Annotated in this window: 26 protein-coding genes, 2 tRNA genes and 1 other annotated feature; of the genes, 12 read left to right on the plus strand and 16 right to left on the minus strand. The window is 46.2% G+C overall.

The genetic code is table 11. The features are described 5' to 3' along the window. The first annotated feature begins 139 nt into the window (after positions 1-139). Both N2245_RS13515 and N2245_RS13520 read left to right on the plus strand, forming a co-directional pair. The gene (locus N2245_RS13515; RefSeq protein WP_494537240.1) at positions 140-1,291 is read left to right on the plus strand and encodes a hypothetical protein; all 1,152 of its coding nucleotides are present in this window, start codon (positions 140-142) and stop codon (positions 1,289-1,291) included. A gap of 8 nt (positions 1,292-1,299) precedes the next feature. Further along, positions 1,300-2,058, plus strand: a complete 759-nt coding sequence (locus N2245_RS13520) for an MBL fold metallo-hydrolase (RefSeq protein WP_494537241.1) — start codon at positions 1,300-1,302, stop codon at positions 2,056-2,058. Positions 2,059-2,060: 2 nt separating this feature from the next. Here N2245_RS13520 and N2245_RS13525 read toward each other — a convergent pair whose 3' ends face one another. Then, positions 2,061-2,603, minus strand: coding sequence for a hypothetical protein (locus N2245_RS13525; protein ID WP_494537242.1), 543 nt, complete (start codon positions 2,601-2,603; stop codon positions 2,061-2,063). Between the two features lie 124 nt (positions 2,604-2,727). Here N2245_RS13525 and gcvPA point away from each other — a divergent pair, with 124 nt between their 5' ends. The 3 genes from gcvPA to N2245_RS13540 are packed head-to-tail and all read left to right on the plus strand — an operon-like array spanning position 2,728 to position 4,780. Further along, positions 2,728-4,095, plus strand: a complete 1,368-nt coding sequence (gcvPA, locus tag N2245_RS13530) for an aminomethyl-transferring glycine dehydrogenase subunit GcvPA (RefSeq protein ID WP_494537243.1) — start codon at positions 2,728-2,730, stop codon at positions 4,093-4,095. Continuing rightward, positions 4,096-4,398, plus strand: coding sequence for a MoaD/ThiS family protein (locus tag N2245_RS13535; protein WP_494537244.1), 303 nt, complete (start codon positions 4,096-4,098; stop codon positions 4,396-4,398). Continuing rightward, positions 4,364-4,780, plus strand: a complete 417-nt coding sequence (locus tag N2245_RS13540) for a molybdenum cofactor biosynthesis protein MoaE (RefSeq protein WP_494537245.1) — start codon at positions 4,364-4,366, stop codon at positions 4,778-4,780. Before N2245_RS13535 ends, N2245_RS13540 begins: the two co-directional genes overlap by 35 nt. Positions 4,781-4,866: 86 nt before the next feature. On the opposite strand, the gene N2245_RS13545 is transcribed toward N2245_RS13540, so the two are convergent. The 5 genes from N2245_RS13545 to N2245_RS13565 all read right to left on the minus strand — a co-directional run bounded on the left by N2245_RS13545 (position 4,867) and on the right by N2245_RS13565 (position 9,538). Beyond that, positions 4,867-5,988 (minus strand): DUF3048 domain-containing protein, encoded by a 1,122-nt coding sequence (locus tag N2245_RS13545; RefSeq protein WP_494537246.1) that lies wholly within the window; start codon positions 5,986-5,988, stop codon positions 4,867-4,869. A 148-nt stretch (positions 5,989-6,136) separates the two neighbouring features. Next, positions 6,137-7,153: an inorganic phosphate transporter gene (locus N2245_RS13550; protein WP_494537247.1), complete on the minus strand. Its 1,017-nt coding sequence runs from the start codon at positions 7,151-7,153 to the stop codon at positions 6,137-6,139. Further along, positions 7,146-7,784, minus strand: a complete 639-nt coding sequence (locus tag N2245_RS13555) for a DUF47 domain-containing protein (RefSeq protein WP_494537248.1) — start codon at positions 7,782-7,784, stop codon at positions 7,146-7,148. Before N2245_RS13555 ends, N2245_RS13550 begins: the two co-directional genes overlap by 8 nt. 74 nt (positions 7,785-7,858) lie before the next feature. Further along, positions 7,859-8,896 (minus strand): zinc-dependent alcohol dehydrogenase family protein, encoded by a 1,038-nt coding sequence (locus tag N2245_RS13560; RefSeq protein WP_494537249.1) that lies wholly within the window; start codon positions 8,894-8,896, stop codon positions 7,859-7,861. Between the two features lie 360 nt (positions 8,897-9,256). Beyond that, on the minus strand, positions 9,257-9,538 hold the full coding sequence (locus N2245_RS13565; protein ID WP_494537250.1) for a hypothetical protein: 282 nt from the start codon (positions 9,536-9,538) through the stop codon (positions 9,257-9,259). A 139-nt stretch (positions 9,539-9,677) separates the two neighbouring features. Between N2245_RS13565 and N2245_RS13570 the strand changes: the two genes are divergently transcribed. The 6 genes from N2245_RS13570 (at position 9,678) to N2245_RS13595 (ending at position 18,086) form a co-directional block, all read left to right on the plus strand. After that, the gene (locus tag N2245_RS13570) at positions 9,678-10,118 is read left to right on the plus strand and encodes an OsmC family peroxiredoxin (protein WP_494537251.1); all 441 of its coding nucleotides are present in this window, start codon (positions 9,678-9,680) and stop codon (positions 10,116-10,118) included. A gap of 50 nt (positions 10,119-10,168) precedes the next feature. Beyond that, positions 10,169-10,405: a binding site (T-box leader), on the plus strand. A gap of 50 nt (positions 10,406-10,455) precedes the next feature. After that, the gene (gene thrS / locus N2245_RS13575) at positions 10,456-12,246 is read left to right on the plus strand and encodes a threonine--tRNA ligase (protein WP_494537252.1); all 1,791 of its coding nucleotides are present in this window, start codon (positions 10,456-10,458) and stop codon (positions 12,244-12,246) included. Positions 12,247-12,272: 26 nt separating this feature from the next. Beyond that, entirely contained in the window at positions 12,273-12,818 is a 546-nt protein-coding gene (locus tag N2245_RS13580; RefSeq protein ID WP_494537253.1) for a GNAT family N-acetyltransferase, read from the plus strand. 119 nt (positions 12,819-12,937) lie between these two features. After that, positions 12,938-14,119, plus strand: coding sequence for a threonine synthase (thrC, locus tag N2245_RS13585; protein ID WP_494537254.1), 1,182 nt, complete (start codon positions 12,938-12,940; stop codon positions 14,117-14,119). Continuing rightward, the gene (gene thrB, locus N2245_RS13590; protein ID WP_494537255.1) at positions 14,116-15,027 is read left to right on the plus strand and encodes a homoserine kinase; all 912 of its coding nucleotides are present in this window, start codon (positions 14,116-14,118) and stop codon (positions 15,025-15,027) included. The genes thrC and thrB overlap by 4 nt, the downstream gene beginning before the upstream one ends. A gap of 83 nt (positions 15,028-15,110) precedes the next feature. Next, the gene (locus N2245_RS13595; RefSeq protein WP_494537256.1) at positions 15,111-18,086 is read left to right on the plus strand and encodes a hypothetical protein; all 2,976 of its coding nucleotides are present in this window, start codon (positions 15,111-15,113) and stop codon (positions 18,084-18,086) included. An 8-nt stretch (positions 18,087-18,094) separates the two neighbouring features. Here N2245_RS13595 and N2245_RS13600 read toward each other — a convergent pair whose 3' ends face one another. The 8 genes from N2245_RS13600 to N2245_RS13635 form a co-directional block, all read right to left on the minus strand. After that, the gene (locus N2245_RS13600; RefSeq protein ID WP_494537257.1) at positions 18,095-19,519 is read right to left on the minus strand and encodes a protein O-GlcNAcase; all 1,425 of its coding nucleotides are present in this window, start codon (positions 19,517-19,519) and stop codon (positions 18,095-18,097) included. Between the two features lie 73 nt (positions 19,520-19,592). After that, positions 19,593-20,396 (minus strand): alpha/beta fold hydrolase, encoded by an 804-nt coding sequence (locus tag N2245_RS13605; RefSeq protein WP_494537258.1) that lies wholly within the window; start codon positions 20,394-20,396, stop codon positions 19,593-19,595. Positions 20,397-20,458: 62 nt separating this feature from the next. Further along, complete coding sequence (locus N2245_RS13610; protein ID WP_494537259.1) at positions 20,459-21,502, minus strand: sigma-70 family RNA polymerase sigma factor; 1,044 nt, start codon at positions 21,500-21,502, stop codon at positions 20,459-20,461. Between the two features lie 181 nt (positions 21,503-21,683). Then, a tRNA-Leu gene (locus tag N2245_RS13615) sits at positions 21,684-21,770 on the minus strand. A gap of 4 nt (positions 21,771-21,774) precedes the next feature. Beyond that, positions 21,775-21,850 (minus strand) — tRNA-Ala (locus N2245_RS13620). A 65-nt stretch (positions 21,851-21,915) separates the two neighbouring features. Next, positions 21,916-22,536, minus strand: coding sequence for a uracil-DNA glycosylase (locus N2245_RS13625; RefSeq protein WP_494537260.1), 621 nt, complete (start codon positions 22,534-22,536; stop codon positions 21,916-21,918). After that, complete coding sequence (locus tag N2245_RS13630) at positions 22,533-22,892, minus strand: hypothetical protein (RefSeq protein ID WP_494537261.1); 360 nt, start codon at positions 22,890-22,892, stop codon at positions 22,533-22,535. Before N2245_RS13630 ends, N2245_RS13625 begins: the two co-directional genes overlap by 4 nt. Positions 22,893-22,896: 4 nt before the next feature. Further along, on the minus strand, positions 22,897-23,232 hold the full coding sequence (locus N2245_RS13635) for a hypothetical protein (RefSeq protein ID WP_494537262.1): 336 nt from the start codon (positions 23,230-23,232) through the stop codon (positions 22,897-22,899). A 109-nt stretch (positions 23,233-23,341) separates the two neighbouring features. Between N2245_RS13635 and N2245_RS13640 the strand changes: the two genes are divergently transcribed. Then, complete coding sequence (locus N2245_RS13640) at positions 23,342-23,668, plus strand: gamma-butyrobetaine hydroxylase-like domain-containing protein (protein ID WP_494537263.1); 327 nt, start codon at positions 23,342-23,344, stop codon at positions 23,666-23,668. Here the strand turns inward: N2245_RS13640 and aroC are convergent. Beyond that, positions 23,665-24,819, minus strand: coding sequence for a chorismate synthase (aroC, locus tag N2245_RS13645; protein ID WP_494537264.1), 1,155 nt, complete (start codon positions 24,817-24,819; stop codon positions 23,665-23,667). The genes N2245_RS13640 and aroC overlap by 4 nt on opposite strands. Continuing rightward, the gene (locus N2245_RS13650; RefSeq protein WP_494537265.1) at positions 24,812-25,681 is read right to left on the minus strand and encodes a shikimate dehydrogenase; all 870 of its coding nucleotides are present in this window, start codon (positions 25,679-25,681) and stop codon (positions 24,812-24,814) included. The genes aroC and N2245_RS13650 overlap by 8 nt, the downstream gene beginning before the upstream one ends.

Genomic DNA, 25,681 nt, shown 5'->3' on the forward strand with positions numbered 1-25,681 from the left:
TACGATATTAATTCCTGAAAATGGTTCGCTAACTAGTGATTGACAACGCCCGTAGTGAACCGAAAAAATGTTCTCCACAAAGTCTTGACTGACTCACGCTAAACTTACCCTACCTGCAGAAGAAAATGTTTCCACTAATGTGGAATATGAGCCGACAGCTAGATCCGGAGTTGTTAGACGATATCTGGGAAGATACATCCTGACATTCTTTTTGTTAGTCGTATTAGCCTCCATTGCATGGGCTGTTAGCCATATAGATAATCAATCTGCAGCTAATGTCTCTGGCCCTACTCCTACTATTCCTTCTAGTCCAACCGTAAATGCGACAGTACTCCCAACTGCTGTTCCAACATCAGTATTACCAGTACCCACTACTGAGCCTACGTTCACTCCTCCAGTTCCAACTCCTACTTTGGTTCCGACTCCACAACCCACTATGCCCGCTTCGAATGATGTGATCGTAGCTCCTTCTGGCCGTATAGCATTTAGTTCAGACAGACCAGTACCAGGAAGAAATAATATAAGAAAGAACAGAGATATCTATTCTATAAGAGCAGATGGAACTGGCCTCGTCAGGCTCACGGGCGAGTCCTCCTTCGATGGTATGCCGAGCTGGGCTCCTACTGGAGAACAGATAGCTTTTGTTTCGGATCGCACCGGGTCTCTACAGATATGGATCATGAATTCTGATGGTAGTAATCCTTATCAGCTGACATACGGGAAGAGAATCGCTCAAGATCCAGATTGGTCTCCGGATGGCAAGTACATAGCTTACACTCTAGGATGGGATAGTGGGATAGCTAAGATCCCAGCCAAGGGAGGTAAACCTATAGTTTTGACCGATTTAAGCTATCCTCAATCTGCTCCCGCCTGGTCTCCAGATGGCAGCAAGATTACTTTCATGGGCAAGCCTGGTAAATATTGGCAGGTGTTTGTGATGAATGCGGATGGCTCTGGCCTTCGCCAGATTACTCATGATCCTACAGACCATAGGTTCCCAAGATGGATGCCTGATGGTAAGCGTATAGTATACAACACCCGTAAGAGCGAACATGTTATAGGTCAGATATTTATAATGAACGCAGATGGAACTAATGTTAAGCAGATAACTATGCCAACCGAAGGAGAAAACGGCAGACCTTTTCCTTCCCCCGATGGCAGATACATAGTATTTAACTCGAATCGCCTGGACAACAACTGGGAAATATACATAATGCGTCCAGATGGATCCGAGGTAAAGAGGCTTACTAACACTATAGGTGATGATTTTGAACCTTGCTGGTCTCCATGAGGTAGAGCATGTCTTTGAAACTTACTTTTTTGGGTACGGGCGCTAGTTTTGGCGTTCCTATGTTGGGATGCAAGTGTCGCGTTTGTAGATCAAATAATCCTAGAAATAAGCGTACTAGAACGTCGGCGCTGATAAGCTTTGACGGGCATAATATACTTATAGATGCCTCTCCTGATTTTAGATATCAAGCTCTGAGTAATAATGTGGAGTCTTTGGATGCCGTCTTGTTCACGCACTCCCATGCAGACCACACCTTTGGCATAGATGATCTTAGGGCTTTTAGCCTTAGAGAGCCTATAACCTGCTATGGAGATGAGAGTACAGTAGAAGCGATAAGGCGACGTTTTGATTATATATTTAGCCCAGTACCCCATCTTGGTTCGAGGCCAAAGCTAAGGCTTCATTCGATAAGCAATAACTTTCGAGTTAAAGGTTTGGAGTTTGTGCCTTTGCCTATAAGGCATGGTTTGGATTGTATAACTGCCTATATGTTCGAAGGCGTGGCTTATATCACTGATGCTAGTAAGATTCCAGATAGTACTCTCCGAAGGATAAAGGGTGTAGATGTGCTTGTATTGAACGCTTTGAGGTTTGAACCTCATTCTATGCATCTTGGTCTATGGCAAGCAGTAGATTTAGCTAAGACTATTGGAGCTGAACGCACCTATCTGGTACATCTAGGACATGATCTAGACTATGACGAGGTTAGCTTGATGCTTCCTGATGGAATACAACTGGCTTATGATGGCCTACAGATTGAAGTGTAAAGTTACCTTGATAGCCAGTTACCTCTTAGGTCTATATCAAGGCTTAGCCTCCCTTGGCCCGTATCCACGGACTCTATCCAGTACTTGGATGTATCTTGGTTGCTCTCAAGCTCTCGATTTAGCTCTCTAGAGAGATTATCGAATAGTTCAACAGGCAATCTAAGCCCTCCATAATCCACACTTTCTATCTTGGCATGGACTCGCCCGGAGCTTACATACAAACTTCCTCGTATCCTCACTTGTACTGGGACGTCAATAATTGGGATTCTGGTTTGGGCATCCATAGTTACCTGGTTGTCAGGCTGTAGGTACCATTTGGGGTTGCTTAGTCCGTACTTGCTAAGGATGTCCTTAGCTTCTGAATCAGCTTGTTGCACAAAGATCTCTTGAGATATAGATAACCTCATATCTGGACTTTGACCACTATTATTAGCACTTGGCGTTATTTCCGGTTGTGGTCTAGTAACTATGAACACGAGAGTGATGATTGCTCCAAGAACTATCCCTATGAGGATCAAAATGAAGTTCTTGATTATGTTGTACACTTTACTTGGTACCTCTATTGGCTGGGTGTATTATGTATTGACCTAGGAATGATAACATTCTGCTGTAGTGTTCACCTCAGTAGCGAAACTAAAAGTTCTGTAAGTTTTGCAGGAGAAAGGTAAAGTGCCCTATATACCTCATACAGATAAAGAAAGGCAAGAGATGCTGAGCCGCATAGGAGTCAATTCGATCGATGAGCTTCTAAAGGCCATACCGGAGAGATATAAGTATCCTCAACTAAGGATTGGCCCTGGACTATCGGAAGCAGAAGTGGCCAAGAAGGTAAATACTCTATCTGACCGTAATCTTGATGTAGACCATGTAGCCTGTTTCGCAGGTGGGGGGGCATATAATCATTTCATCCCGGCTGCCGTAAAGAGCGTTACCTCTCGAAATGAATTCTACACTTCATATACCCCTTATCAGGCAGAAGTGAGCCAAGGAACTCTACAGAGCATATATGAATTTCAGACCATGATCGCGGCACTTATGGGAATGGATTTGGCTAATGCCTCCATGTATGATGGGGCTACTGCTGCTGCTGAGGGAGCTCTTATGGCAGTCCACTATACCCGACGGCCTAAGATAGTTATAGTCCCGACATTCCATCCAGAGTGGGTAGAAGTTATAAGAACTTTTACTTCTGGCGTAGATCTAGAGATAGTGGTCGCCGGAGAAATGCCCGATAACTTCAAGTCCGCGCCTCGGGATATTGCTACTTATGTAGATGAGCGAACTGCTTGTGTATTGGTACAGTATCCCAACTTCTTTGGAAGTATAGAGGATATAAAAGGGTATGCTGATCTTGCTCATTCTGTTGGAGCTCTCCTCGTGGTTGCCGCCTATCCTATAGCGCTCGGGTTACTCAAGCCTCCAGGGGAGCTTGGTGCAGATATAGCTGTGGGCGAAGGGCAATCTCTTGGTAATGAGCTCAACTTTGGGGGCCCGTATCTTGGCCTCTTTGCGACACGTAAGGAGTTTATTCGGTACATGCCAGGCAGACTAGTAGGAGCTACGAAGGATATAGAAGGTAAAAGAGGTTATGTTCTTACCTTACAGACCAGAGAGCAACACATAAGGAGAGAGAAGGCTACAAGTAATATATGTACTAATGAGGCTTTGAATGCCTTGGCTTCCACAGTATATCTTTCTTTGATGGGGAAGCAGGGCCTCGCGAAGGTGGCCCAGCTATGCGTTAACAACGCTCACTATTTGGCTGGTGTACTGAGTGCTGTGCCTGGATGGGAGGTTATAAGCGCAGACCCATTCTTCAATGAGTTTGTTCTCAAGTGCCCAGTGCCGGCTTCGCAAGTAGTATCTACTCTTCTTAATGATGGCATACTGGCAGGTATAGATCTAGGTAGGTTTGATTCCAAACTAAGTGACTATCTATTAGTATGTGCCACTGAAATGAACACCAAGGAAGAAATGGATAGGTATGCTAGCTTGATCTCAAGCGTGAAAGCTGTTCAGGAGTTGGAGAGGGTGTAGATGAATACAGCAGGAGGCAGCTTCGAGATAAAGCTGCTTCTTTTTGCTCAGTTTCGTGAGGTGATTGGCCAAAAAGAGCTTCTTCATAAAGTGACAATTGGCTCTACACCTGCTAGTGTACTCCAGTCTCTTATAGAGAGGTATCCTGATTTGAAGAGGTTGGAGTCCGTAACCAGGTTTATAGTTAACGAGGAGTTCGTGCCTGGAGATTATAAACTCTCTCCTGGCGATACTTTGGCTTTTATCCCACCAGTTGCTGGAGGCAGCTATGATAGCAGTGACGCAAGAACCGATAATCATTGATGAGCTTATAAGCTCTGTGTCTCATCCTGGTGCTGGGGCTATCGTTATTTTTCTGGGAGTGGTTAGAGATAATAACGAAGGACGTAGAGTGAGATATTTAGAGTACGAATCCTATGAGCCCGCAGCGAAGGCAAGCATCCAGAAGATATGCAGCCTTGCTGCAGATAGATGGCCTGGGGTGAGAATATCCGCCGTACATAGAGTTGGGAAATTGAACATAGGTGATATCAGTGTTGCGATAGTTGCTAGTGCCCCACACAGGCAGGAAGCTTTTGCTGCAGCTAGGTTCGTCATCGATTCTGTAAAAGAAGAGTCTCCTATCTGGAAGAAGGAGATCTTTGAAGGCGGCGAGGTTTGGATAGGTGATCCTTCTCTGTCTTAGGGCTCATGAGGGAGATGTTATTTTCTCCCTCATGAGCCGACATATATTTGGACGTTGAATTTTCCCGAGCGTAGAGAGCTTGGCCTCTACCTATATTCGATCTTGCTCCCTTCTTTGGGGACTATCTCTATCCAGACCTGTCCTGGCTTGAGCTCTATGAGCTTACCATCATTGGTTTCGTATTTAGTAACCGTATCTACCCCTTCTTTTTCCCATTTGCCCTTGATGACTTTCCCGTTCTGGAATACTAGTATTGGTCCTGAGGCATTAGTGAGGTCAACTTCCCTTCTACCGTAGGCATCGCCTTTTATTTGCCACATATCGACCGTCTGCACGATGACTGCAGATGCAGCTATCTGTCTCTTGGTCTCACGATCTAGATGTGGCTTGCCTACCATGTAACGGTTATATAGGCCGGTATGTGGATCATACTTAAAGGAGGCTTGGTATCCCTCAGCGTAGGTCACTGAGACTTCTTTGCCACTCTCGCTGCCTTTGGTTGGATTGTTTGACCAGTGGATAGGCCCCCAAGTACCCTTCTTGCCTTGCAGGTTTTTGTCTTTGGCTATTAGCTTACGTATCTCTATTGTGCTTCCGTATAGATTGTGAGGAGCATCTCTGTCGGTGCTTCTCCAGAATGCCTGAGGTGCATAGTACCTGAGCGCATCTATATGCTGTAGATCCAGCTGGTCTATCAGCCTAATACCTTGTGGGCTTCCACCTGCATGTACGTAGACAGGGTTATATTCGGAAGCCCAGGAGACGTAATAGGTACGTGCTGATCTTATCGGTCCCACTATCTTGGATTCTTTGTTTACGAAGATGGCCATAAATCTAGGTATACCAAACTCTGCGGGTGCTTCATATATGACATCTGCATTTATGAGCCCCGACTGGGGTCTTGCGTCTGGATGGTTCTCAACCATTATCGCGATAGGTCTCTTTCTGGGGGTTAGCAGATTCTTATCAGTTCTCTTTTCTTTATGTTCTGGCGTAGATGTAGGTTGTGGTGATGGCATCTGTGTGGTGGGCGTGCTCGCGACCTGAGTAGGTGTCGGCTCTGGAGAGGGTGATTGAGAGACACTACTTTCAGTTGTAGTGGGTGTTGGCGAATTCTCGTTAGCACTGGAACCACTACCACAGGCAGTGATAAATGCTATCAGTAAAAGGAACAATATGGTATAAATCAGACTATGCTTTTTCCTCATAGACGTACTCCGTATTATCCTTCCTCAAAGCTTTCAAACATGTTTCAGATTTCAGAGTAGAAACATGGGGATTTCGTAACAAGGTGATATCCTAGAAATTGCGTAAAAAACTACAATAGATAGGAGATAACTTGGAACGAGGTTTAGTTTACGAAGTTCCAGTCAAAAGATGCAACACCTCGTACACAAACCAACCAATTGCTATACAGGCAGGTATAGTCACTATCCAAGCCGTCACGATTCTGCCGGCGATCCCCCACTTGACTGCGGATAATCTTCTGGTAGCTCCAACTCCAAGTATGGAGCTAGAAATGACGTGGGTAGTTGATACAGGTATTCCCAGGCGGCTTGCGACTTCGATTACTGTAGCTGCCGTAGTTTCCGCTGCAAAACCGTGAATGGGCCTGAGTTCCACCACTTTTAGTCCCATGGTCCTAATAATACGCCACCCACCAGCAGCGGTACCCAAGGCCATAGCCGTAGCAGCTGCTAGAATAACCCATAGAGGTACTGCCCATTCGCTCCCACTCCACCCATAATAGCTGGCGACGGCCATGGTGATTACGCCCATAGTCTTCTGCGCATCGTTGCTTCCATGGCTGTAAGCCATATAGGCAGCTGAAAGTACCTGTAGTCTGCCGAATATACGGCTTATAGCCTGAGGCTTGGCTCTGGCGAACAACCATAGTAGTATGGCCATTACCATGAACGCTACTGCAAAACCTAGAGCTGGAGAAGCCACGAGTCCTGTAAGTACCTTGTTCACGCCGTTAAACTGTATCTCCTGCCAGCCGTGTGAGGCGACACCAGCACCTACTATTGAGAATACCAAGGCGTGGCTGGAGCTAGATGGTATGCCATACCACCAAGTTATAAGATCCCAGATAATGGCCGAAATCAGAGCTGATATTACTAGCAGTTGGGTAGAATATTCCGGCTTGATAATTCCCTTGCCAACTGTCTGAGCAACAGCTGTACCGGTAAGAGCTCCTACGAAATTAAGGACTCCTGCCATAATAACAGCTTGTCTAGGGCTAAGCACTCTGGTAGCAACGGATGTTGCAATGGCATTAGCAGTGTCGTGAAAACCATTTATGAAATCGAACGCCAAACCAAGAAGTACGATAACTCCGAGTAAGATCAGAGCTGAGTTTATATCAGGCATTCTTTAGTACTATTCCCTCCAGAGCGTTAGCTATGTCTTCTGCCCTATCGGTAGCATCCTCCAACAGCTGGTATAACTCGCTCCATCGTATGGCCCTTATCAGTGACGGTATATCTGGTATGTCATCATATATATGAGCCATCGCCTGATTCAGGATGTCATCGCCTTCGTTTTCTAGTCTATGTATCTCTACGGTGTTACGAAGTAACGTGTCCCGCTTCTTAGCACTTTCGAGAAGCGGGATACTATTAGCTAGTATCTCTGCTTGTTCATCTATCACCCTGACTAACAGTTTAGAAATCTCTGTAGGGACTCCCACTTTATACAGATACATCCTGCGGGCAGCCTCTTCGATGTAGTCTACGAACTCATCCAGCTCGCTGGTTAGCCTCTGTATGTCTTCTCTATCGATTGGGGTTACAAAAGTGCTGTTCAGGGCGTTAAACACCTGATGGGTTATCTCATCACCTATATGTTCGAGATCCCGTAGCTTCCTGACCTTTCTCTCTATATCTGCGTTGGTTTCTACTATGTCCCTGAGGAGAGCTGCTGAATCTCTTGCATTGGTTGCAGCATCCCGGAAGTATTCAAAAAACCTCTCATCATTTGGTAGAAATCGAGCAAGTACCATGTCTTTTGGAGCTCCACTTTGCCTGAATTTGCCAACCAAAGGTTATCATATAATCACCTAAATATGTAGCTGTACTAATCCCAAGTAATCACTACTTTGCCTGACCTGCCCGAGTCAAATAGCTTGTAAGCTTCGTCAGCATTTTCTAGAGGGAACTTGTGGGTTACTATTTGCTCGGGATGAAGCTCTTTTCTAGAAAGAAACCCTAGTAGTTCTTCCATCTGGACCAAGCCGCACACCCAAGAGCCCATAAGAGTAAGTTGCTTATGGATCAACAATGGGCTGGGTTCGAATGACACTGTATTGCCTTCCCCTACAAACACTACCCTACCCCACTCACCTGCTATCTCAAGGCATAGATGCCTACCAAGTGGATTACCGGAAGCATCTATCACCACCTCTACCCCTTCTCCTTTGGTGAGGTCCATTATCCTCTCAGCAGTGTTATCTCCTGAGAGGAATGTGTGTTCTGCGCCTATTTTTTGTGCCATCTCTAAGCGTTCTGGGATCACATCTATACCTATAACCTCCGCTCCTGATGCTCTAGCTAGCATCAGTATTCCCAAACCCACAGATCCTAGCCCTACCACTGCTACTCTGTCCCTACCAGATACACCAGCTCGGAGTATAGCCTGATAACCTGTTCCAAGACCGCACGCTGCTAACGCACCATCAATGAATGTAAGGTTATCAGGCAGCTTTATGAGTGTTCTCTGTTCGGCCAACAGGAAGTCTGCATGTCCTCCGTCTCTTTGCCATCCATAAGCTGCTCGGTAGGGATAAGGTGCTTTACAGTTTATCATCCAACCTGCACGACAATCCTTGCAGACTCCACAACCCGCTATGTGGTATACGACAACTCTATCGCCTGGTTTGAAATGATCCACTCCAGGTCCTATCTCTTCTATCACGCCACATGGTTCATGACCAGCAATACATCCCCTGTAAGCCTCTGGCCCTGTGCCAAGCCACTCCCTGTAGATGGCCCTGATATCGCTGCCGCAAATTCCCGAAGCCTTCATTCTTACTAGTACTTGTCCATACCCTGGCTGCGGTGTTGGGAACTCTCTTAGGTCAACAGTTCTATTTCCAGGTAATACTACTCCTCGCATATATCCTCCAAGATAGCTGAATCACAAAGTGTGAGCATACTGAGAAGTATAATTACTTACAATAAAACTTGTTCGCACATATATATGGATAGAGATAAGTATACTAAGCAACCCCTTCAGATAATAATAGCTGTGCCTGGCAATATTTATATATGGTTCTGATAAGTTTACGCTAGTCCTTGGTCTGGCCACTATGGTAAGACGTGTGGGGACAGAATGGAATGAAGTTATGGCAGCTAACCTAGTGGCCATAATACCTGTGCTTATAGTTTACTTTTTGGCGCAGAACAAACTGATAGGTGGGATAGCTTCTGTTGGCCTGAAGGGATAACAGGAATATAAGTTCACGAATTTTGTAAACTAAATCCCTACGGTCGGTCCTTCTTGCCCTCCTGTTGAGATGTCCTCATGCTCTGCCTCAGCTAGCAGCCTCTTGCGGAGTAGCTCTTTAGCTCTTTCAGCTCGCCTTTTGTCCTCCTCTTGAAGCTCCTGAAAGAAGTTTACAAGCTCTTTGTCCTGACTAAAGTCAGCATCTTCGCTATATATGACATAGGTCTCTGCTGCTTGCAGAGTGTGATAGAGAACGCTTATAAGATCATAGACTTCATCCCTGGTTCCTGTGATCTTTCTTCCATAGCTCATGTGGTATACCTCCTTATCCTTGTGTAAAACTCTGAGCGCATATTTCATGCCATAATTCTGAAAATGGCATGCAAGTTGCGGTGCTGTAATCAAGGCCATATTTCATAGCCTTATATCCTATAGGAGGTTTGTTGTAAGGATGGCTACTGCGCAAAGTAAGGCTCATGTTGATTGGTCAGGGGATCTTATGCAGGGTAATGGGCAGGTAAGTGTCGGGAGCGGCTCTTTTGGCCCACTGGCAATAAGCTGGAGAACACGAACCGAAAGAGCTGGCGGAGGCACGAGTCCAGAGGAGTTGATAGCAGCGGCACATGCTGGTTGTTATGCTATGGCGCTATCTAATACCTTGGCTAGACACGGGTCTCCTCCGGAGAATCTATCGGTAGATGCAACTTGTAACTTTGAGTTCGGGGAAGGTGGAGCTCGAATAACTAGCATAGAGCTAAGCGTGACAGGTAGAGTGCCTGGTTTGAGTGAGGAAGAATTTAAATCTATTGCTGAAGAGGCAGAAAAAGGCTGTCCAGTCTCTAATGCTTTACGCAACAACGTTGAGATAAGACTGAACGCTCAATTAGCCTAGATAGTTGACTTTTGTGTAGTAATTGATATACTTGGCTTACAAGCGAAAACGTAAAGGCTGTGAGCAGGACAAGTACGCTTGTCAAGCAACTGACAGAGAGTGAGGGTCACCGGCTGAAAGCCCTCTAGTTGGCTCCAAGCGGAAAACCACCTGTGAGCTGGCGCCCGAAAGCGAAGGCAAGCAAGTAAGGCGTCCCGGAGCTTCCGTTATAACTAATGAGGGGAAAACTAGTTGTTGTTTTCCCGAATTCGGGTGGAACCACGGAAGGGTGCCCTTTCGTCCCGTTTGGGATGGTAAAGGGCACCCTTTGATTTTAGGTACTGGTGGAGGTGGATCCATGAGCACAAAGACTAAAGATGTCGAGCAACTGGCTTATCATGGAGCTGAGATGGAGTCTGGCTCCTTGCTCTCGACCATGCGTCATTCCGCTGCCCACGTTATGGCAGCTGCAGTGCTGCAGATGTTCCCTGACGCTAAGTTTGGTATCGGCCCCGCGATAGAGAATGGGTTTTATTATGATTTTGAGTTACCACGTCCGATAACCCCAGAAGACTTTCCTGAAATAGAGGAAAGGATGCGACGCCTCGTAGAAGAGGATCATCCCTTTATAAGAGAGGAGATTTCTCGTCAACAAGCCAAGGAAATGTTCAGGGATCAACCCTACAAGCTGGAGATCATAGATGATCTTCCGGAAGATGCTGTTATTAGCATTTATAAAATGGCGCATTTTACTGATCTGTGTAGGGGGCCTCATGTCGAGTCAACAGGTAAAATAGGTCCTTTCAAGTTGCTTAGCGTTGCCTCCGCCTATTGGAGGGGAGATGAGAAGAGACCTCAACTACAAAGGATATACGGAACTGCTTTCCCCACACAAGAGGAGCTTGATGATTACCTGTGGCGATTAGAGGAAGCAAAGCGTAGAGATCATAGGAAGATAGGCAAGGATCTGGAATTGTTCATGATAAGTGATGAGGTAGGGCCAGGACTAGTGCTGTGGCTTCCTAAGGGCTCGATAATACGCCGGGAGTTGGAGAATTTTATAGTCAAAGCAGAAACGCGGGGAGGATATCAGCATGTCTACACTCCGCACATAGCAAAACTTGACCTGTACAAGATAAGCGGTCACTGGCAGCATTACCGTGATTCTATGTTTCCTCCTATGGTGCTAGAAGATGGTGAGGAATACGAGTTGCGACCGATGAACTGCCCTCATCACATCATGATCTATAAGCATTCGCTGAGATCTTATCGCGACTTACCTCTTAGGATTGCTGAGCTAGGAACGGTATATAGGTACGAGAAATCAGGCGAGCTTACTGGTATGTCTAGAGTTAGGGGGTTCACTATAAACGATGCCCACATATTTTGTCGTCCTGAACAGCTCAAGGACGAGTTTATAAAGGTGATCCAGCTGATGCATGAGGTATATAGAGCCGTAGGTTTCCACGACTACGTATACAGACTCTCCCTCCGAGATCCGTCGGATAAAGAGAAGTATGTAGAGGGAGATGAGATGTGGAACAATGCAGAGAATGCTATTCGGCAGGCTTTGGATGAGCTTGGAGCCGACTATGTGGAAGCTGAAGGTGAGGCTGCATTTTACGGTCCTAAACTAGATGTAATGGTCCGTGATGTTTTGGGTCGTGAGTTTGCTGCTTCCACAAACCAGCTGGACTTTTATCTCCCAGAAAGGTTTGATCTAGAGTATATAGATGCTGATGGTGAGCGCAGGCGTCCAGTTATGATCCACCGAGCTCCCATAGGTTCTATGGAGCGCTTCTTTGCTTTCCTAACAGAACAGCATGCTGGTGCTTTCCCTGTTTGGCTATCTCCAGTACAGGTAGTGGTAATACCTATAGCCGATAGACATATACCCTATGCTGAGGAGGTGGCAAGCGCTTTCTCTCGACATAACGTGCGCGTGAATGTGGATACCCGCAATGAAAGAATGAATGCTAAGATCAGGGATGCTCAGATGCATAAAATCCCCTATATGTTGATAGTTGGGGATAGAGAGGTTCAAGCTGGTACAGTTGCGGTTCGTAAGCGATCTGGAGAAGATCTAAAGGGACAGCCTGTACAGGGCGTTGTACAGATGGTCCTTGACGATATTCGAGAGTATAAGTAATTTTTTGGGTATTGGAGAAGAAGATCATGTTGGGACCAATTATTGTAGGCGACAGAGTGAGGCTTGTGCCTCCTACTGAGGATATGATTCCCACTTTCTGTTCATGGTTTGCTGATACTGAGGTCACAAAGTTCTTGAATATCAGGTTCCCTCCTTCGCTAAGCGCAGAGAAGGAATGGTTCGATAGAGTATCTCGTAGTAATGAAGATGTCCTCTGGGCCGTGACTTTGGAAGATAAGCTTATAGGTACCACAGGTATTCATCAGATAGACTGGCAAAACAGACACGCTGCAACTGGTAATTTGATAGGCGACAAATCTGAATGGGGCAAAGGCTATGCCAGTGAGGCTGTAGCTTTACGTACCAGGTTTGCCTTTGAGTCCTTGGGATTAGAGAAGCTCAAGAGCCAGGTCTTCAGTGGTAACCTTGCTAGCCGAAAGGTGTTAGAAAAGGTGGGCTATAGACTTTGTGGTACCTTTCGTCGAGAGGCTTTTATAGATGGTCATTGGTATGATGCGTGGCTTTTTGAGCTCTTAAGAGAAGAATGGTTACAGATACAGAGTATGGAGTAGACATGTCCAGTTCTATGGCTATGGATCGAGATCTAAAAGTAAAACCTAAAGTAAGGTGCATACAGTGTAGTGCAGAGAAGAATCTCTGGACTACATCCTCTTCCTGTGAGTGTGGGGGGTTGCTAGAGATTGTTTGGCCTCTTGGCGAATATGAGGCTTCTTGGCTCAAAGATACATGGGCAAGCAGAATGGGATCTCTAGAGGCCATTGATCGGAGTGGGGTGTGGAGGTTCCGGGAAATAGTCTCTCCAGTCGACAGTGAAGCTATCATTACGCGAGGTGAAGGAAATACAGGGCTGTACAATGTGTCTAAGCTCGCTGATTGGGTAGGTGTCAATACCCTTTATCTCAAGCATGAGGGAGAGAACCCTACCGGGTCTTTCAAGGATAGGGGAATGACTGTGGGGGTGAGTGTAGCTCGACACTGTGGAGCAGCTATTGTTGCCTGTGCCTCCACAGGCAACACCAGTGCCTCTCTAGCTTCTTACGCAGCGATAGCTGGTATGCGTTGCGTGGTGCTATTGCCTGCGGGCAAGGTCTCAGCTGCAAAGCTCTCTCAGTCCATAGCTTATGGCGCAAAGACAATAGCTATCAGGGGAGATTTTGATAAGGCTTTGAGCCTTCTGCAGTCTACCGCTCCTCAGTTAGGACTATACATACTAAATTCTTTAAACCCGTGGAGACTTGAGGGGCAGAAAACTGTTATGTACGAATTACTGGAGTCCTTAAGATGGGAAGTTCCGGACTGGATATTCCTCCCTGGGGGTAATCTAGGGAATACCTCAGCCTTCGGTAAGGCTCTTCTAGAAATGCGAAGCTTAGGGTTGATAGATAGGCTACCTCGAATTGGCGTGGTTCAAGCTGAAGGTGCCGCTCCCTTTGCCCATGCTTATAAATCTGGATGGCAGAACTATTCCCCGGTCAAAGCGGAGACTGTAGCTACTGCTATACGTATAGGTGATCCTGTAAATTATCAGAAGGCTAGGAGAGTGGTACAAGAGCTTGATGGATTAGTGACTTCTGTCAGTGATCGAGAAATTATGGATGCTAAGGCCATGGTGGATGGTGCTGGCGTGGGATGTGAACCTGCAAGCGCGGCCTCGGTTGCTGGCATGCGAAAGTTAATATCCGAAGGAGTAATCTCTCCTGACTCTAAGGCTGTGGCTGTCCTTACCGGGCACATACTCAAGGATCCTGATGCTACTTTCATGTATCACGCTTCGGACAATAGGTTCTCCAACAAGATAATTGAGGTTGATGTTGATCCTAAATCTATTATCTCGGTGGTGGAAAGTTTATGAAGATTCATGTGCGTGTTCCAGCTGCAAGTGGCAATTTGGGCTCAGGTTTTGATTGTGCTGGTATGGCTCTCGCGTTGTACAACGAGGCTATTCTAGATACTAACACTAAAGGCGTGGTTATAGAAGGTGAAGGAGCCGACTTCCTCCCGAGGGATGAAAGTAATGCTTGCCTTAAGGCTATGATCAAATTAGCTTCCGGGCTTGACAGTGAGCTACCAAGCTTTGGTCTAAGGCTTATTAATAGGATTCCTATAGGAAGAGGGTTAGCGAGCTCAGGGGCAGCAGCTCTGGCTGGCTTATTGCTTGCCAACGAGCTATTAGGTTGTCCAAAGGATAGAGAACAGATAATGCAGCTGGCTACCGAACTCGAGGGACATCCAGATAACGTGGCTGCGGCTTTGCTTGGAGGGATAACTGTTAGTGCTTGGGATGGGAGCAAAGTACACACCATACGTATAGATCCGGATCCTTCCATGAAGGCTGTTTTATGGGTGCCTGATTCTCAGGTCTATACGAAACATGCTAGATCTATCCTCCCCAAACAGGTAAGTATGCAGGATGCTGTCTTCAACTTGAGTAGAGCAGCTCTTATGGCAGCTTCTTTTGCGAGGGGTGAGTACAACCTCCTGCAGGTGGCTACTCAGGATAGATTACATCAACCATATAGGGCATCCCTAGTAAAGGGTTTGCAAGAGTCAATGCTCTCAGCGCTTGAAGCAGGGGCTTTGGCCACATGGATATCTGGTGCAGGACCTTCGGTGCTCGCTCTCTGTATAGATAATGTGCAGGAAGTTGAGCTCGCCTTGTGGCATATAGCCAGTAAGTACGATGATGGTAAGGTTATGACTCTAGAGATAGATACTTGCGGGGCACGGGTTACTAAGGTGGCGGAAGAGGTGGAGGTATAATTTCTCCCCTAGCGGATAAGCAATTTGAGAGATATTGAGCTGGCGTCGGACTAAGTGTATCATCAAATATGGAGGGCGTTGTCATGTCCGACGATAGCCATGCCAACCTGACTGTAGCTGACTTTACTCTGGCTGATCATTTGGGCCTCGAAGCTCTGCAGGTATTAGTGAACCCAATATTACCTCAGCTATACGATTTTATTGCCAGAAGAACTGTAGATGGGCAAGAGGCAGAGGACGTCCTACAGCAGACCTTAGGCCTTGCCTTAAGGACATCACGCAAAGCTTATCAAGATTCTAACCTTCTTGACTGGCTCCTATCTATAGCAACTCGAGTCTTATTAAACCGCGTCAATTCTGACCCCTTATGTGAATGTGGTCTTGGTTTTCTGGTCCAAGATGATAGTGTTCGGACTAATGATAAAGTAAGTAGGCTGTATGGTAGGCTTTTAGCCTCTGAGATCTCTCATTTTGCCAGGACTCAGCGATTTATATTAGGGCTTTTTGTACATGAACGTTGGTCTATTCATAGAATAAGTACTGTTCTTGGGATTTCTCCACATAAGGTTGAGTCCTCTATATCGGCTGCTGTTCTTCAAATATTGATCGACTTGTGGCCAGAGGAACCTGAAAGCCGTCTAAACAGAGATGATGTTTATCTAATTATTCGAGAGATCCTTCTGGGCAATATATCAGGATCTTATCCTAGAATAAGGTCACTAATTGACATACTTTCTGTAAAACATGCTACATTCTCTATGCCTCCTAATTTGGAGGCTCGTCTCTGGAAATCTTGCTCTGCTGATTTTACTCAGCAGTACCTACCACCGCTAGCTGTCGGTAACGATAATATCCGAGTATATCTATGGGCAGTTGCGGCTTGTATTGTCTTGCTATTCGTTGTAGTTTTGGGAGTTAACTTTTTCGGGCTTGATTCCTCCAGCAGTCCTCCTTCAGTCAAACCTGCTGAGAGCTTGGTAAGTGATCAATCTATTAGGAGTCGAAGCCAAGTTTCAGCCAGTAACGTAGCTGCTAGGATCAATGGTTTTGTAAGGGATAGATATCTTTCTGGTAGGTTAGTACTCTTGCACTATGGTCCAGATGGTAATAGTGTGGGAGTTGTGGATTTCGATACAGGCAACATAGCCCGGGATATCTTCACCGACATCAAATCAAGTGTCGTCTTTGCTATTTCTCCTTCTGGAAGATACTTGGCATATGGGAAGCAGGATTCGGTGATGTTGTCGGACATAATTGATAGAACTTCGCCTCGGTGGCTAATAACTTTGCAGTCTCCAAACACAGATAGATGGAGATACGAGATGGATCGTACACCCCATCGATTTCGTGTGGCTGCTCTAGCATGGCATCCTAACGAGCAGATATTAGCGGTGGCTAGCGAACCTATCTATTATCGAGGACTGGAACATTCTAGGGTGCAGCTAGTGAGAGTTCGTAACTCAGGAGGGGAGACGATCAGCACCATAGTTACGCTTCAATCTTTTGAAGATGTTGTAAGCCTAGATTGGAGCGCGGATGGTACTCAGCTTCTTATAGGAACCGATCGCAGAGTATTGCTGGCAGACTTTTCTAGATTTGGTTTTTGGGATTTGAAGCAGTTGCCTGGTAGGGGTAGAGCTATGTGGTCGCCTGATGATAAGTTAGTGCTTTGGGTATCACCCTCAGACTCTGCTTCTAGCAGCTCATTATTTGGCGTGACTAATCCCTCAACAGGTAAGTCTAGCACGCTCGGTACATGCGACTACGCTAGATGGGAGGATGATTCTAACTACATAGTTTTTCTGCAGGGCGTAAATAATCATAGCGATCGTATAGTTCTATCCCGTATGAATCTAGCCTCGGGGGAGGTAGATCAAGTTCTACAGGTAGCATTCAAAGGCAACTTTGAATCTAATGCCTTGTTATCTCCTGATGGTAGATACCTGCTATATAACGACGAGGATGGCCTGCATCTATATGATGCTAAGTTTCAGGAGGTTGTTTGGAGACTCGACTATCCTCCAAAGGAGGTCATATCTCCATTGGCATGGATGTCAGGATGGCAGTCTTATGATCGGGAGTTCGAGACTCTTTCAGGAACGATAATCTACCCTAAGAAGAGTGGAAGCAAAGTTTCTTTGATGTCATTAGATCTTAGAACAGGAAGCACTAGACAGATTGTAGCTGCATCAAGGCTATCATATACGGTTGGTGAGCAAGCGCTAATGGTGAGGACAAGTAAAAACAACGCTCTGCTCTATACTCAGGAAGGTATTATCAAGCTTTACATTCCTCCTAGGATGCAAGATGTTACTGCGGTTGAGTTGACTTCTTCCGGTAGTAAGATCGTGTATGCTACCAGGGAGGGGCAAGCTGTAACGATTTGGGAAATCAATCCACAAAGAAGTAAGGTCAACCTAGCGAGATCCAAACCTATTGCACACCTTAGGATTATACCATTGAGCCTGGATATCTCTCCATCTGGTAAGTGGATACTAATAAGGGACAGGAATAATGCTTGGCATCTCTTCAATAATAAGTTCAAGAGGGTCAAGACTCTCCCTAGAGCAGATCGTTATTCCTGGATGGTGCTTGATGGCAAGGATGTTGTGGTACAGCTCAAAAATCTCAACATCAGTATTTATACACCGAAAGGTAAGGATGTCTACGAAATAAACGGCTATGTTAATGCTTATGCTCCCTTAGATGACGGTTATCTAGCTGTATGGACTATGGATGATACCTTAAGAGTTTATGACTTGCGTAAAAAGGATTTCGTGACCTGGGGATCTATGCTTGGCGTGGATTATTCTGAACTGGATGCTTCCAGCTTATTTCAGATTGTACCTATACGTGATGGGGGAAGCTGGATAGTACTTCGTTTGCCTGATTCTGTATATATGTTGGACCTTTCTAATGGCTACCAGTATCCTCTGCAGATTAAGGCTGCATCTGCAGGGGAGCTGACTTGGCTAAGTGGAGATGCAGGATCAAAGTTCAGAAGATACGTTGACTGGGATTCCTGCCACGAGGTTCCTCCAGACAAGTGTCCTGCATAAGGCAAGCTTCATTCTCGAACTACACCAGGTGGTAGAGCTGTCCACTCTTTGCCTTCGGCTTGTAGCTCAATAGATACGGTTGATCTAAGTACCTGTTGGAGAAAGTTACGAACTACATCTCCGCATACTCTAGTGCGAAAATCAACAGCGTCCTTCAGAACTTCTCTTAGATGTGCCCTACCCTGTAGAGCTTTCTGCAAAGACTCTTTTGCTTGCTCTTCATCAGCTGTAAAGAATCCTGTGAACAGGTTGCTGAAAGTAATCATGGCTTGATCAAGGTAATCAGTCCACAACTTATACTCTTCTAACCATGGCCTTATTTCCCAAAAGAACTTACTGTCCTGGGCGGAAAGCCTCGAGTAGGCGTCCTGCATGCTGATTATCTCTTCTCTAAGGGTATTTAGTCCTTGCTCGAATCTAAAAGAAGCAAAGTCTTCTTGTACTTTCTTAAATAGTTTTGTTAGGTAAGCAGGCTCCTCAGGTTCTAAGCAGCTGATAGTGTTACTTTGATAGAACTTTTCCATAGCAGGTAAGTTATATTCACCAAGCAAGGAGCTTACAGCCTGCCTCCAGGAATCTTGTGGGTTATACTGGTTTGGAGAATTTAGATACTGGGCAAAGGTATAAAGAGGTATTTTGGATGCTTCAGGTAGGGCCATAGGGTTAGCATAAATGCCTGTAACATATTTGTATAGCTGCGGATCTCTATGGTCGTATGGGCCTATATGTAATTCTGGCATCATTCCGCCGTCGTTTACAGGGTAATTATCCCACAGAGTAATTGGTCTCCTTATAGATCTATGCACTTCTTGTACGTGATCTGTGGTTATTTTGTGGGAGCATACATTAGGCCCTGTCCAGAACACGTCTATTGCCGCTGGTAGTCTCTCTCCAAGGATCTTTAGGTATTCTACATTGGGATCATCACAGTAGAAGGTCGGGCACATTATGATTTGAGGGGAGTCTATAGTGCGTTCCAGCCTTCGGAGAACTCTTGTAAGGAAGTCTGCCTGAGCTTCTGCTAGGTTAGAGTAGCGATTCCTGTCTTCTTCGTGAATGAGATCAAATGGGACATCATCAAAGAATATCCCTATACTATGTACTCCCATATCCAGGAACGGGGTTAGCTTTCTGATAAGGGTCTCAAGCTCTTCCTCGCTTGAGTATGCCAATGAGAGTCCGGGGCTGATAGCAAATGTAAAGTTTATGCCACAGCTGCTGGCTTTCCCTATGAGCTCTCTAAAGAGTTGTAGCTGCTCTTCTTTATAAGGTTCCCTCCACAACTCCCGATGATATAAGTCCTGTTTGGGAGCATATATGTAGGCATTCAGGTTATTGGCGTGCATGAACTCGAACATATCGAGCCTTTCCTGATGCTCCCACGGTTTACCGTAGAAACCTTCTATGATTCCCCTATACCTGAAGTACTCCATAGCCCATACCTTTTATTCTTTGTTGTTCGGATGCTAGCCGTGGATTGATTTTAATACAGACTTTTGATTACTACTATGCCTCTAAATAGCTTTCCAGGAAAGATCGAACTCTATTATTGAACTCTTTTTGGTTCTCAAGGTTTACCGAGTGGGCTGCACCTGGAATAATTTCCAGCTCTGCATTAGGTATCAGTTCAGCTAGAAGTTTGGAATGAAGAGGTGAGACCAGTATATCTTGTTCGCCAGCTATTATGAGCGTGGGGGTGCTAATCTTTTCAAGTCTGTCTGTAGTATTATGACTTAGCACTGCCCTCACTTGACGCTGATAAGCGTCAGTTTCCTGAGGGTTGGGCTCATGCTGGATGTATCTTCTGAAAGCTCTGATGTTTGAAGGCTTTTCTAGATAGCTTGCGGAGAATAACCAGGGTTCGACCTGCTTATAGAAAAGCTCTCGGTTGACCTTCCCGTAAAGCTCTCCCCATGCGGCGTTAACAGCACGGATTCTAGCATCTGGGGTAGCAAATGTTGATACCAGTACGAGTGACTTTACCTTTTTGGGTGAACTCAGTGCCAATTCTTGTGCTATGGCTCCCCCCATAGACAGCCCTATGATATGAGCACTATCAATATCAGCACTTTCCAGTACGCAGAGTACATCCTCTGCCATATCCTTAGTTGTATAATCCGCGTTGGCTCTGGATGACTGCCCTACGTCTCGATTGTCTATGAAGATACATCGAAAGCATCGAGAGAAATAAAACTTCTGTACATTCCAAGCAGTATTGCTAGCTCCCAATCCTTGTATCCATACAACAGGATCTCCTTTGCCTACCTCCTCGTAGTAGATCTTAAGATCCCCATTGGAAGCAAACGGCAACTTTTACCTCCAGAAAATAATCAGGGGGACTGCCTAGTCCCCCTGATGTTGTAGTTAGGTTTTTATGCTACGTGTGATGCAAGGAATTGCTTGGCATCGCTCTGGCGTAGCCTGTTGAGGGCTTCCTGCTCTATCTGCCTTGCTCTTTCTCGGGTAACGCCGAGCTTGCGACCCGCAGCCTCCAGAGTCATTGGTTGACCACCGTAGAGTCCATAGCGCATGATAATTATGGCTCGCTGCCTCTCATTTAGCCTCTCGAGCGCGCGCTTGATGTCCTCCCCAAGCATCGTGTGATCAGCTATGTGCTCAGGGTTGGCTGCCTCAGTATCCTCGAGGACCTCGCCCAGATTAGTTTCCCCGTCCTCACCCAGAGGAGCCTCAAGTGACAGTGGAAGTCTAGATGCGTTCTTGTATTCATCAATGCGCTCGGGACTCAGGCCAGTTGCCTCTGCCAACTCCTGATTGGTAGGCTCACGCCCTAGCTCTAGGGAGAGCCTCTGGGTTTCTCGTCCTATCTTAGTTAGAGCCTCACCTACGTGGACTGGGAGCCTTATTGTTCTGCCGCCCTCGGCCAGCCCCCTGGTGACTGCCTGCCTGATCCACCATGTAGCATAGGTACTGAACCTGAATCCTCGCCGCCAATCGAACTTCTCGGCAGCACGCATTAGACCCAAATTGCCTTCTTCTATTAGATCGGCTAGGGGCATTCCATGACCTACGTATCTACGAGCTATAGATACCACAAGTCGGAGGTTGTGCTCTATAAGCTTGTGACGAGCGGCTTTGCCTTCCTCTACTGCTTTCTTAAGATCATCAAGCTCTTCTGGAGAGACTTCATCTGATTGAAGTCTCTGCTCTGCTTCTTGCCCCCTCTCTATAGCCTGGGCTAGCGCTACTTCCTCCTCTGCTGTCAGAAGCTGAGCTCGACCTATCTCTCTGAGATATATGCCCAGAGAGTCTCCTATGAGCTCCCGATCCATTTCCTCCTCTTCAAGCAGGGAGGCCGGGGATAGATCTGCTTCAATATCCTCGAGTTCTGAGTCGAGAATAATTTCATCGAGGTTATCTAGAATATCGAAGTCCTTACCAAGCTCTTCCAAAGTCATCTTCCTTACATCACCACCCACAAATTTTTATTGTCGATGTTTAGAACAAATTTGAAAACAGTTTTATGCCAAAAAAATATGGCGCACAAAGCGCCTTATCGGCCATTTTGGTGGTCGTACAGAGATATTATACAACAAATAATCTTTATATCAAGTTGGCAATGGGAGTTTATTGTAAAACTGGTGCCGAAGGGGAGAGTCGAACTCCCACGGGCGCATGCCCACTACGCCCTGAACGTAGCGCGTCTGCCAATTCCGCCACTTCGGCTTAGTGGTGGAGATGAGGGGAGTCGAACCCCTGACCTCGACACTGCCAGTGTCGCGCTCTCCCATCTGAGCTACATCCCCAGAAACTCGCGTAAGCAGTATAACATAGTAAAGTCACCAGCTGCAATCCCTCAATGGCTGTATTCTCAACTAAGAGTTAGCTCTTTAGCTTTTTTGAGATCCTGTAGGACTAGCCCTTTGGCTTTTTGGTAGGCTTCCACATCAGTACTTAAGAGGCGTAGTAAGTATGCAGGATGAAGGGTAGCTATATACCTGATACCATCTTCTTTCTCGTACACTTCGCCTCTTTGGTCACTTAGCCTAAAGTTCTTGTCAATCAACGTTTTGGCTGCCGGTGCTCCCACACACACGATTACGGATGGTTTCACTAAATGGATCTCAAGCCACATCCAAGGCTCACACGCAGACACTTCCCCGGCTCTTGGGGCTCTGTTCGTTATTTTGCCTTGAGTAACAGCTATGGGGCGACACCTGATGATATTGGTGATGTAGATGCTCTCTCTGCCTATACCAGCTTCCTCTAGTAACTGGTCTAGCAAGACCCCAGCGCGACCAACGAATGGTATACCTGTCCTATCCTCTTCTTCACCGGGTGCTTCCCCTACAAACATAATCTTACTACCTGCTTTTCCGGTGCCAAAGACTACCTGTGTTCGGGTCTGCCATAAGGTGCATCTTTGACAGAATAAAGCTTCTTCCCTGACTCTATCTAGCTCATACTGGTCTGAGACTGCGGATCCCTTCATGACTTACTGCTGATCATCCTATCTAGCTGCTCGAGCAGGGTTTTTCTGTTCTTATGTTTCTTCTCATAGGACTCTATCTCTTTCAGATCAGAAGTCGATAGGCTCTTAGACCTGTTCAGGACCTCATCAACTGTAAGATTATCGTAGTTCTTGATAGGTAGGCCCTGATCTGGCGAACTCCCTTTCTTATCTTCGGCTTTGGCTTCTTTTGTCTCCCCATACTCACGTCTTTGTTTGTTAACGATTCTGGCTGCTACCTCTTCCTCTCTGCCTTTGTAGCGACCTTCATCTTCGAATTCCTCTTTGAGTTCCTGGTATTCTTTTTCTCTTTCTTTGGACCATTGATTCCTGGACATGTTTCTACTCCTCCTCTATGGTCATATCTTCAGGCAGACCTCGTTCTTCCATCTGTTGATCTGCTGCTTGCTCATCCCTCTCACTATTGGCATGACGTGCGACTATATCTTCAGGAGGCTCACCTCCCGTACAGTTGCCTTCTTCTGCTAGTGGGGTAGGTTCTTGGGGATTTTCAGCTTCGGGTAACTGCGCTGTTTCCGATAGTGCAGATATGGCATTTGGTACATTTCCGGCAGTGGGGTCGTTTTCCGGTTCCGCTCCAAAGTTACCAGCTCCCTCCGCCTCTGCATCTGGCAACCTGGTTACTTTTCTATCTTCTTGCTTATTGGTGTTTTCCAATGCTGGTACCCTCGCCCTTCTAGATTTACTTGAAACTGATAAATTGCAAAACCCTTGCCATGGGCCATTCAGTATACTTTGAGAGGAATAATTCTCTAGGAGGATTACTTTGGAGGTTATCGAGCCTGTTGATATAAGGCTGTCAAATGATGGTAAGTCTTTGGAGATCGAATGGACGGATGGACACGTTACTACTACTGATCTTCGAACGTTGAGGTGGAGCTGTCCCTGTGCTATATGTTCGGGAGAAATGGGAAGCAAAGGATTACTGTCCAGGGTGAAGGAGCTTCCAGATGATGAGTACATACTGGAAGGAGTGCAGCCTATAGGTCGCTATGCACTCCAGCTTGTGTGGAAGAGTGGTCACGACAGCGGCATCTACACGTATGAATTGCTTCGTGATCTATGTCAATGTCCGGAGCATGCTACCCATTAGGGTTGGGCAAAGTTGCCTAGCTTAAGTGATTCTATATACCCTTCGTAGTTTCTGCGTATCTCGCGTAGAGAATCTCCTCCGAACTTTTCCAGGAATGCATCCCACAGAACTATGGCTAGCATTGCTTCTCCGACCACTCCGGCCGCTGGCACTACACAGATATCGCTTCGCTCATAACGAGCCTTCATAGGTTCCCTGGTTATAAGGTCTGCAGAATCCAGCGGCTTGAGCAGTGTGCTTATAGGCTTGAGCGCGGCTTGTACTACTATAGGTTCTCCGTTACTTATGCCACCCTCTACTCCGCCGGCTCTGTTTGTGGCATGTTTGAGATTGCCTTCTTCGTCTGGAACGATGACGTCATGGACTTGTGATCCAGGCAAAGAGGCCGCTTCCCAGGCCGCGCCTATACCGACACCCTTAACAGCCTGAATGCTCATGAATGCCTGTGCTATTCTCCCATCTAGCTTGCGGTCCCATTGCGTGTGAGATCCCAACCCAACTGGAACTCCTTCAGCTATTACCTCAAAGATTCCCCCTAGAGTGTCTCCGTTTTCCCTGGCTTCATCTATAGCTTTTACCATCTCCTCGGAATGGCTAGGGGCTCTAACTGGAGATTCCTCTATCTGTTGCCAATCATATGGGGGGGTGGCATCTGATCTTATAGGGCCTATGCTACGCGTGAGACTATGAATACTTATTCCAAATTCTTGCAGGCATTGTTTGGCAATAGCTCCAACCGCTACTCTAGCTGCTGTTTCTCTGGCGCTAGCCCTCTCAAGTACGTTACGAACATCGTCGTGGCCGTACTTGAGAGATCCAGCCATATCCGCGTGCCCGGGTCGTAGCCTTGTGACCTTCTTGGGCTCTTCCCCAGGCTCCACCCTCATCACGTTTTGCCAGTTTTCCCAATCTAGATTTCTGATCATTATGGAGATGGGACTTCCCAGGGTGGTACCATTTCTTATACCTGACAGCACATGAGCAGTGTCCCTCTCTATCTTCTGGCGACCACCTCTTCCATAACCACCCTGTCTGCGGCGCAATTCCCTGTTTATTTCATCTATGTTTATCTTGAAGCCAGCGGGCATGCCATCTATTAAGGCCACCAAGGCTTGACCATGGGATTCTCCAGCAGTTAGCCATCTAAACATCTCTAGATTTTTCCTCCATTGCTTTTATAGCGGCTTCGCGCATGATATCCACAGGAGGTTCTTGTCCTGTCCATAGCCTAAAAGATTCTGCCCCCTGGTAAATGAGCATCTCTATGCCGCTAATAGTAGAGGCTCCAGCATCTTTGGCGTAGGTAAGCAGAGGCGTCATTATTGGGTTGTATACGACGTCAAAGACAATAAGATCACTGTTTAGGTCTTCTTTGTTCACAGGAGACAAATGCTCATGATCAGTCCCCTTCATTCCTATGGGAGTTGTATTTATGAGGATATCAGAATTCTGGACCTGCCGCTTTATCGAATCTTTCTCCCAAGAATGACCGGTTATTGTTACTTGCTTATGTTCAAAGAAAGGTTTTAACTCGGATATAAGAGAAAGAACTTTATCCTGATTTCTCCCTATGACTGCCACGCTTTGAGCCCCGCAAATAGCAAGAGCGTAGACTACTGCGCGGGTGGTTCCTCCGCTGCCTAACACCACAGCTCTTTTAGACTTGATCTGGAATTCATTTTCCTCAAGAGCCAAGATGAATCCTGATATGTCTGTGTTATGGGCTTTCAATCTACCATTTATGCTAATTATGGTGTTGGCAGCTCCTATATAGGATACTTCTTGAGATCTTTCATCTGCCATCTTCGCTGCAGCACTTTTATGTGGAATAGTGACGTTTACGCCTAGCCAGTTACCATTTCTTAGATTGAAGAAAAAATCTCTTAGATCTTCAGGTGGAACCTTATAAGCTTTGTAGATAGCTTCTATGCCTAAAGCATCAAACGCTGCCTGCTGAAAAACTGGAGATATACTATGTTTTATTGGATATCCGATCACACCGACCTGCTTCAT

This window comes from Thermobaculum sp. T2p (assembly GCF_059335935.1).

Coding starts and splice junctions, on each gene's coding strand:
- N2245_RS13570 (WP_494537251.1), top strand. CDS start 9,678: ATGGCTACTGCGCAAAGTAAGGCTCATGTTGATTGGTCAGGGGATCTT.
- thrS (WP_494537252.1), top strand. CDS start 10,456: ATGAGCACAAAGACTAAAGATGTCGAGCAACTGGCTTATCATGGAGCT.
- N2245_RS13545 (WP_494537246.1), bottom strand. CDS start 5,988: ATGAGGAAAAAGCATAGTCTGATTTATACCATATTGTTCCTTTTACTG.
- N2245_RS13535 (WP_494537244.1), top strand. CDS start 4,096: ATGAATACAGCAGGAGGCAGCTTCGAGATAAAGCTGCTTCTTTTTGCT.
- N2245_RS13600 (WP_494537257.1), bottom strand. CDS start 19,519: ATGGAGTACTTCAGGTATAGGGGAATCATAGAAGGTTTCTACGGTAAA.
- thrB (WP_494537255.1), top strand. CDS start 14,116: ATGAAGATTCATGTGCGTGTTCCAGCTGCAAGTGGCAATTTGGGCTCA.
- N2245_RS13650 (WP_494537265.1), bottom strand. CDS start 25,681: ATGAAGCAGGTCGGTGTGATCGGATATCCAATAAAACATAGTATATCT.
- N2245_RS13540 (WP_494537245.1), top strand. CDS start 4,364: ATGATAGCAGTGACGCAAGAACCGATAATCATTGATGAGCTTATAAGC.
- N2245_RS13565 (WP_494537250.1), bottom strand. CDS start 9,538: ATGAGCTATGGAAGAAAGATCACAGGAACCAGGGATGAAGTCTATGAT.
- N2245_RS13610 (WP_494537259.1), bottom strand. CDS start 21,502: ATGACTTTGGAAGAGCTTGGTAAGGACTTCGATATTCTAGATAACCTC.
- N2245_RS13630 (WP_494537261.1), bottom strand. CDS start 22,892: ATGTCCAGGAATCAATGGTCCAAAGAAAGAGAAAAAGAATACCAGGAA.
- N2245_RS13595 (WP_494537256.1), top strand. CDS start 15,111: ATGTCCGACGATAGCCATGCCAACCTGACTGTAGCTGACTTTACTCTG.
- N2245_RS13520 (WP_494537241.1), top strand. CDS start 1,300: ATGTCTTTGAAACTTACTTTTTTGGGTACGGGCGCTAGTTTTGGCGTT.
- N2245_RS13580 (WP_494537253.1), top strand. CDS start 12,273: ATGTTGGGACCAATTATTGTAGGCGACAGAGTGAGGCTTGTGCCTCCT.
- N2245_RS13625 (WP_494537260.1), bottom strand. CDS start 22,536: ATGAAGGGATCCGCAGTCTCAGACCAGTATGAGCTAGATAGAGTCAGG.
- aroC (WP_494537264.1), bottom strand. CDS start 24,819: ATGTTTAGATGGCTAACTGCTGGAGAATCCCATGGTCAAGCCTTGGTG.
- N2245_RS13555 (WP_494537248.1), bottom strand. CDS start 7,784: ATGGTACTTGCTCGATTTCTACCAAATGATGAGAGGTTTTTTGAATAC.
- N2245_RS13550 (WP_494537247.1), bottom strand. CDS start 7,153: ATGCCTGATATAAACTCAGCTCTGATCTTACTCGGAGTTATCGTACTT.
- N2245_RS13560 (WP_494537249.1), bottom strand. CDS start 8,896: ATGCGAGGAGTAGTATTACCTGGAAATAGAACTGTTGACCTAAGAGAG.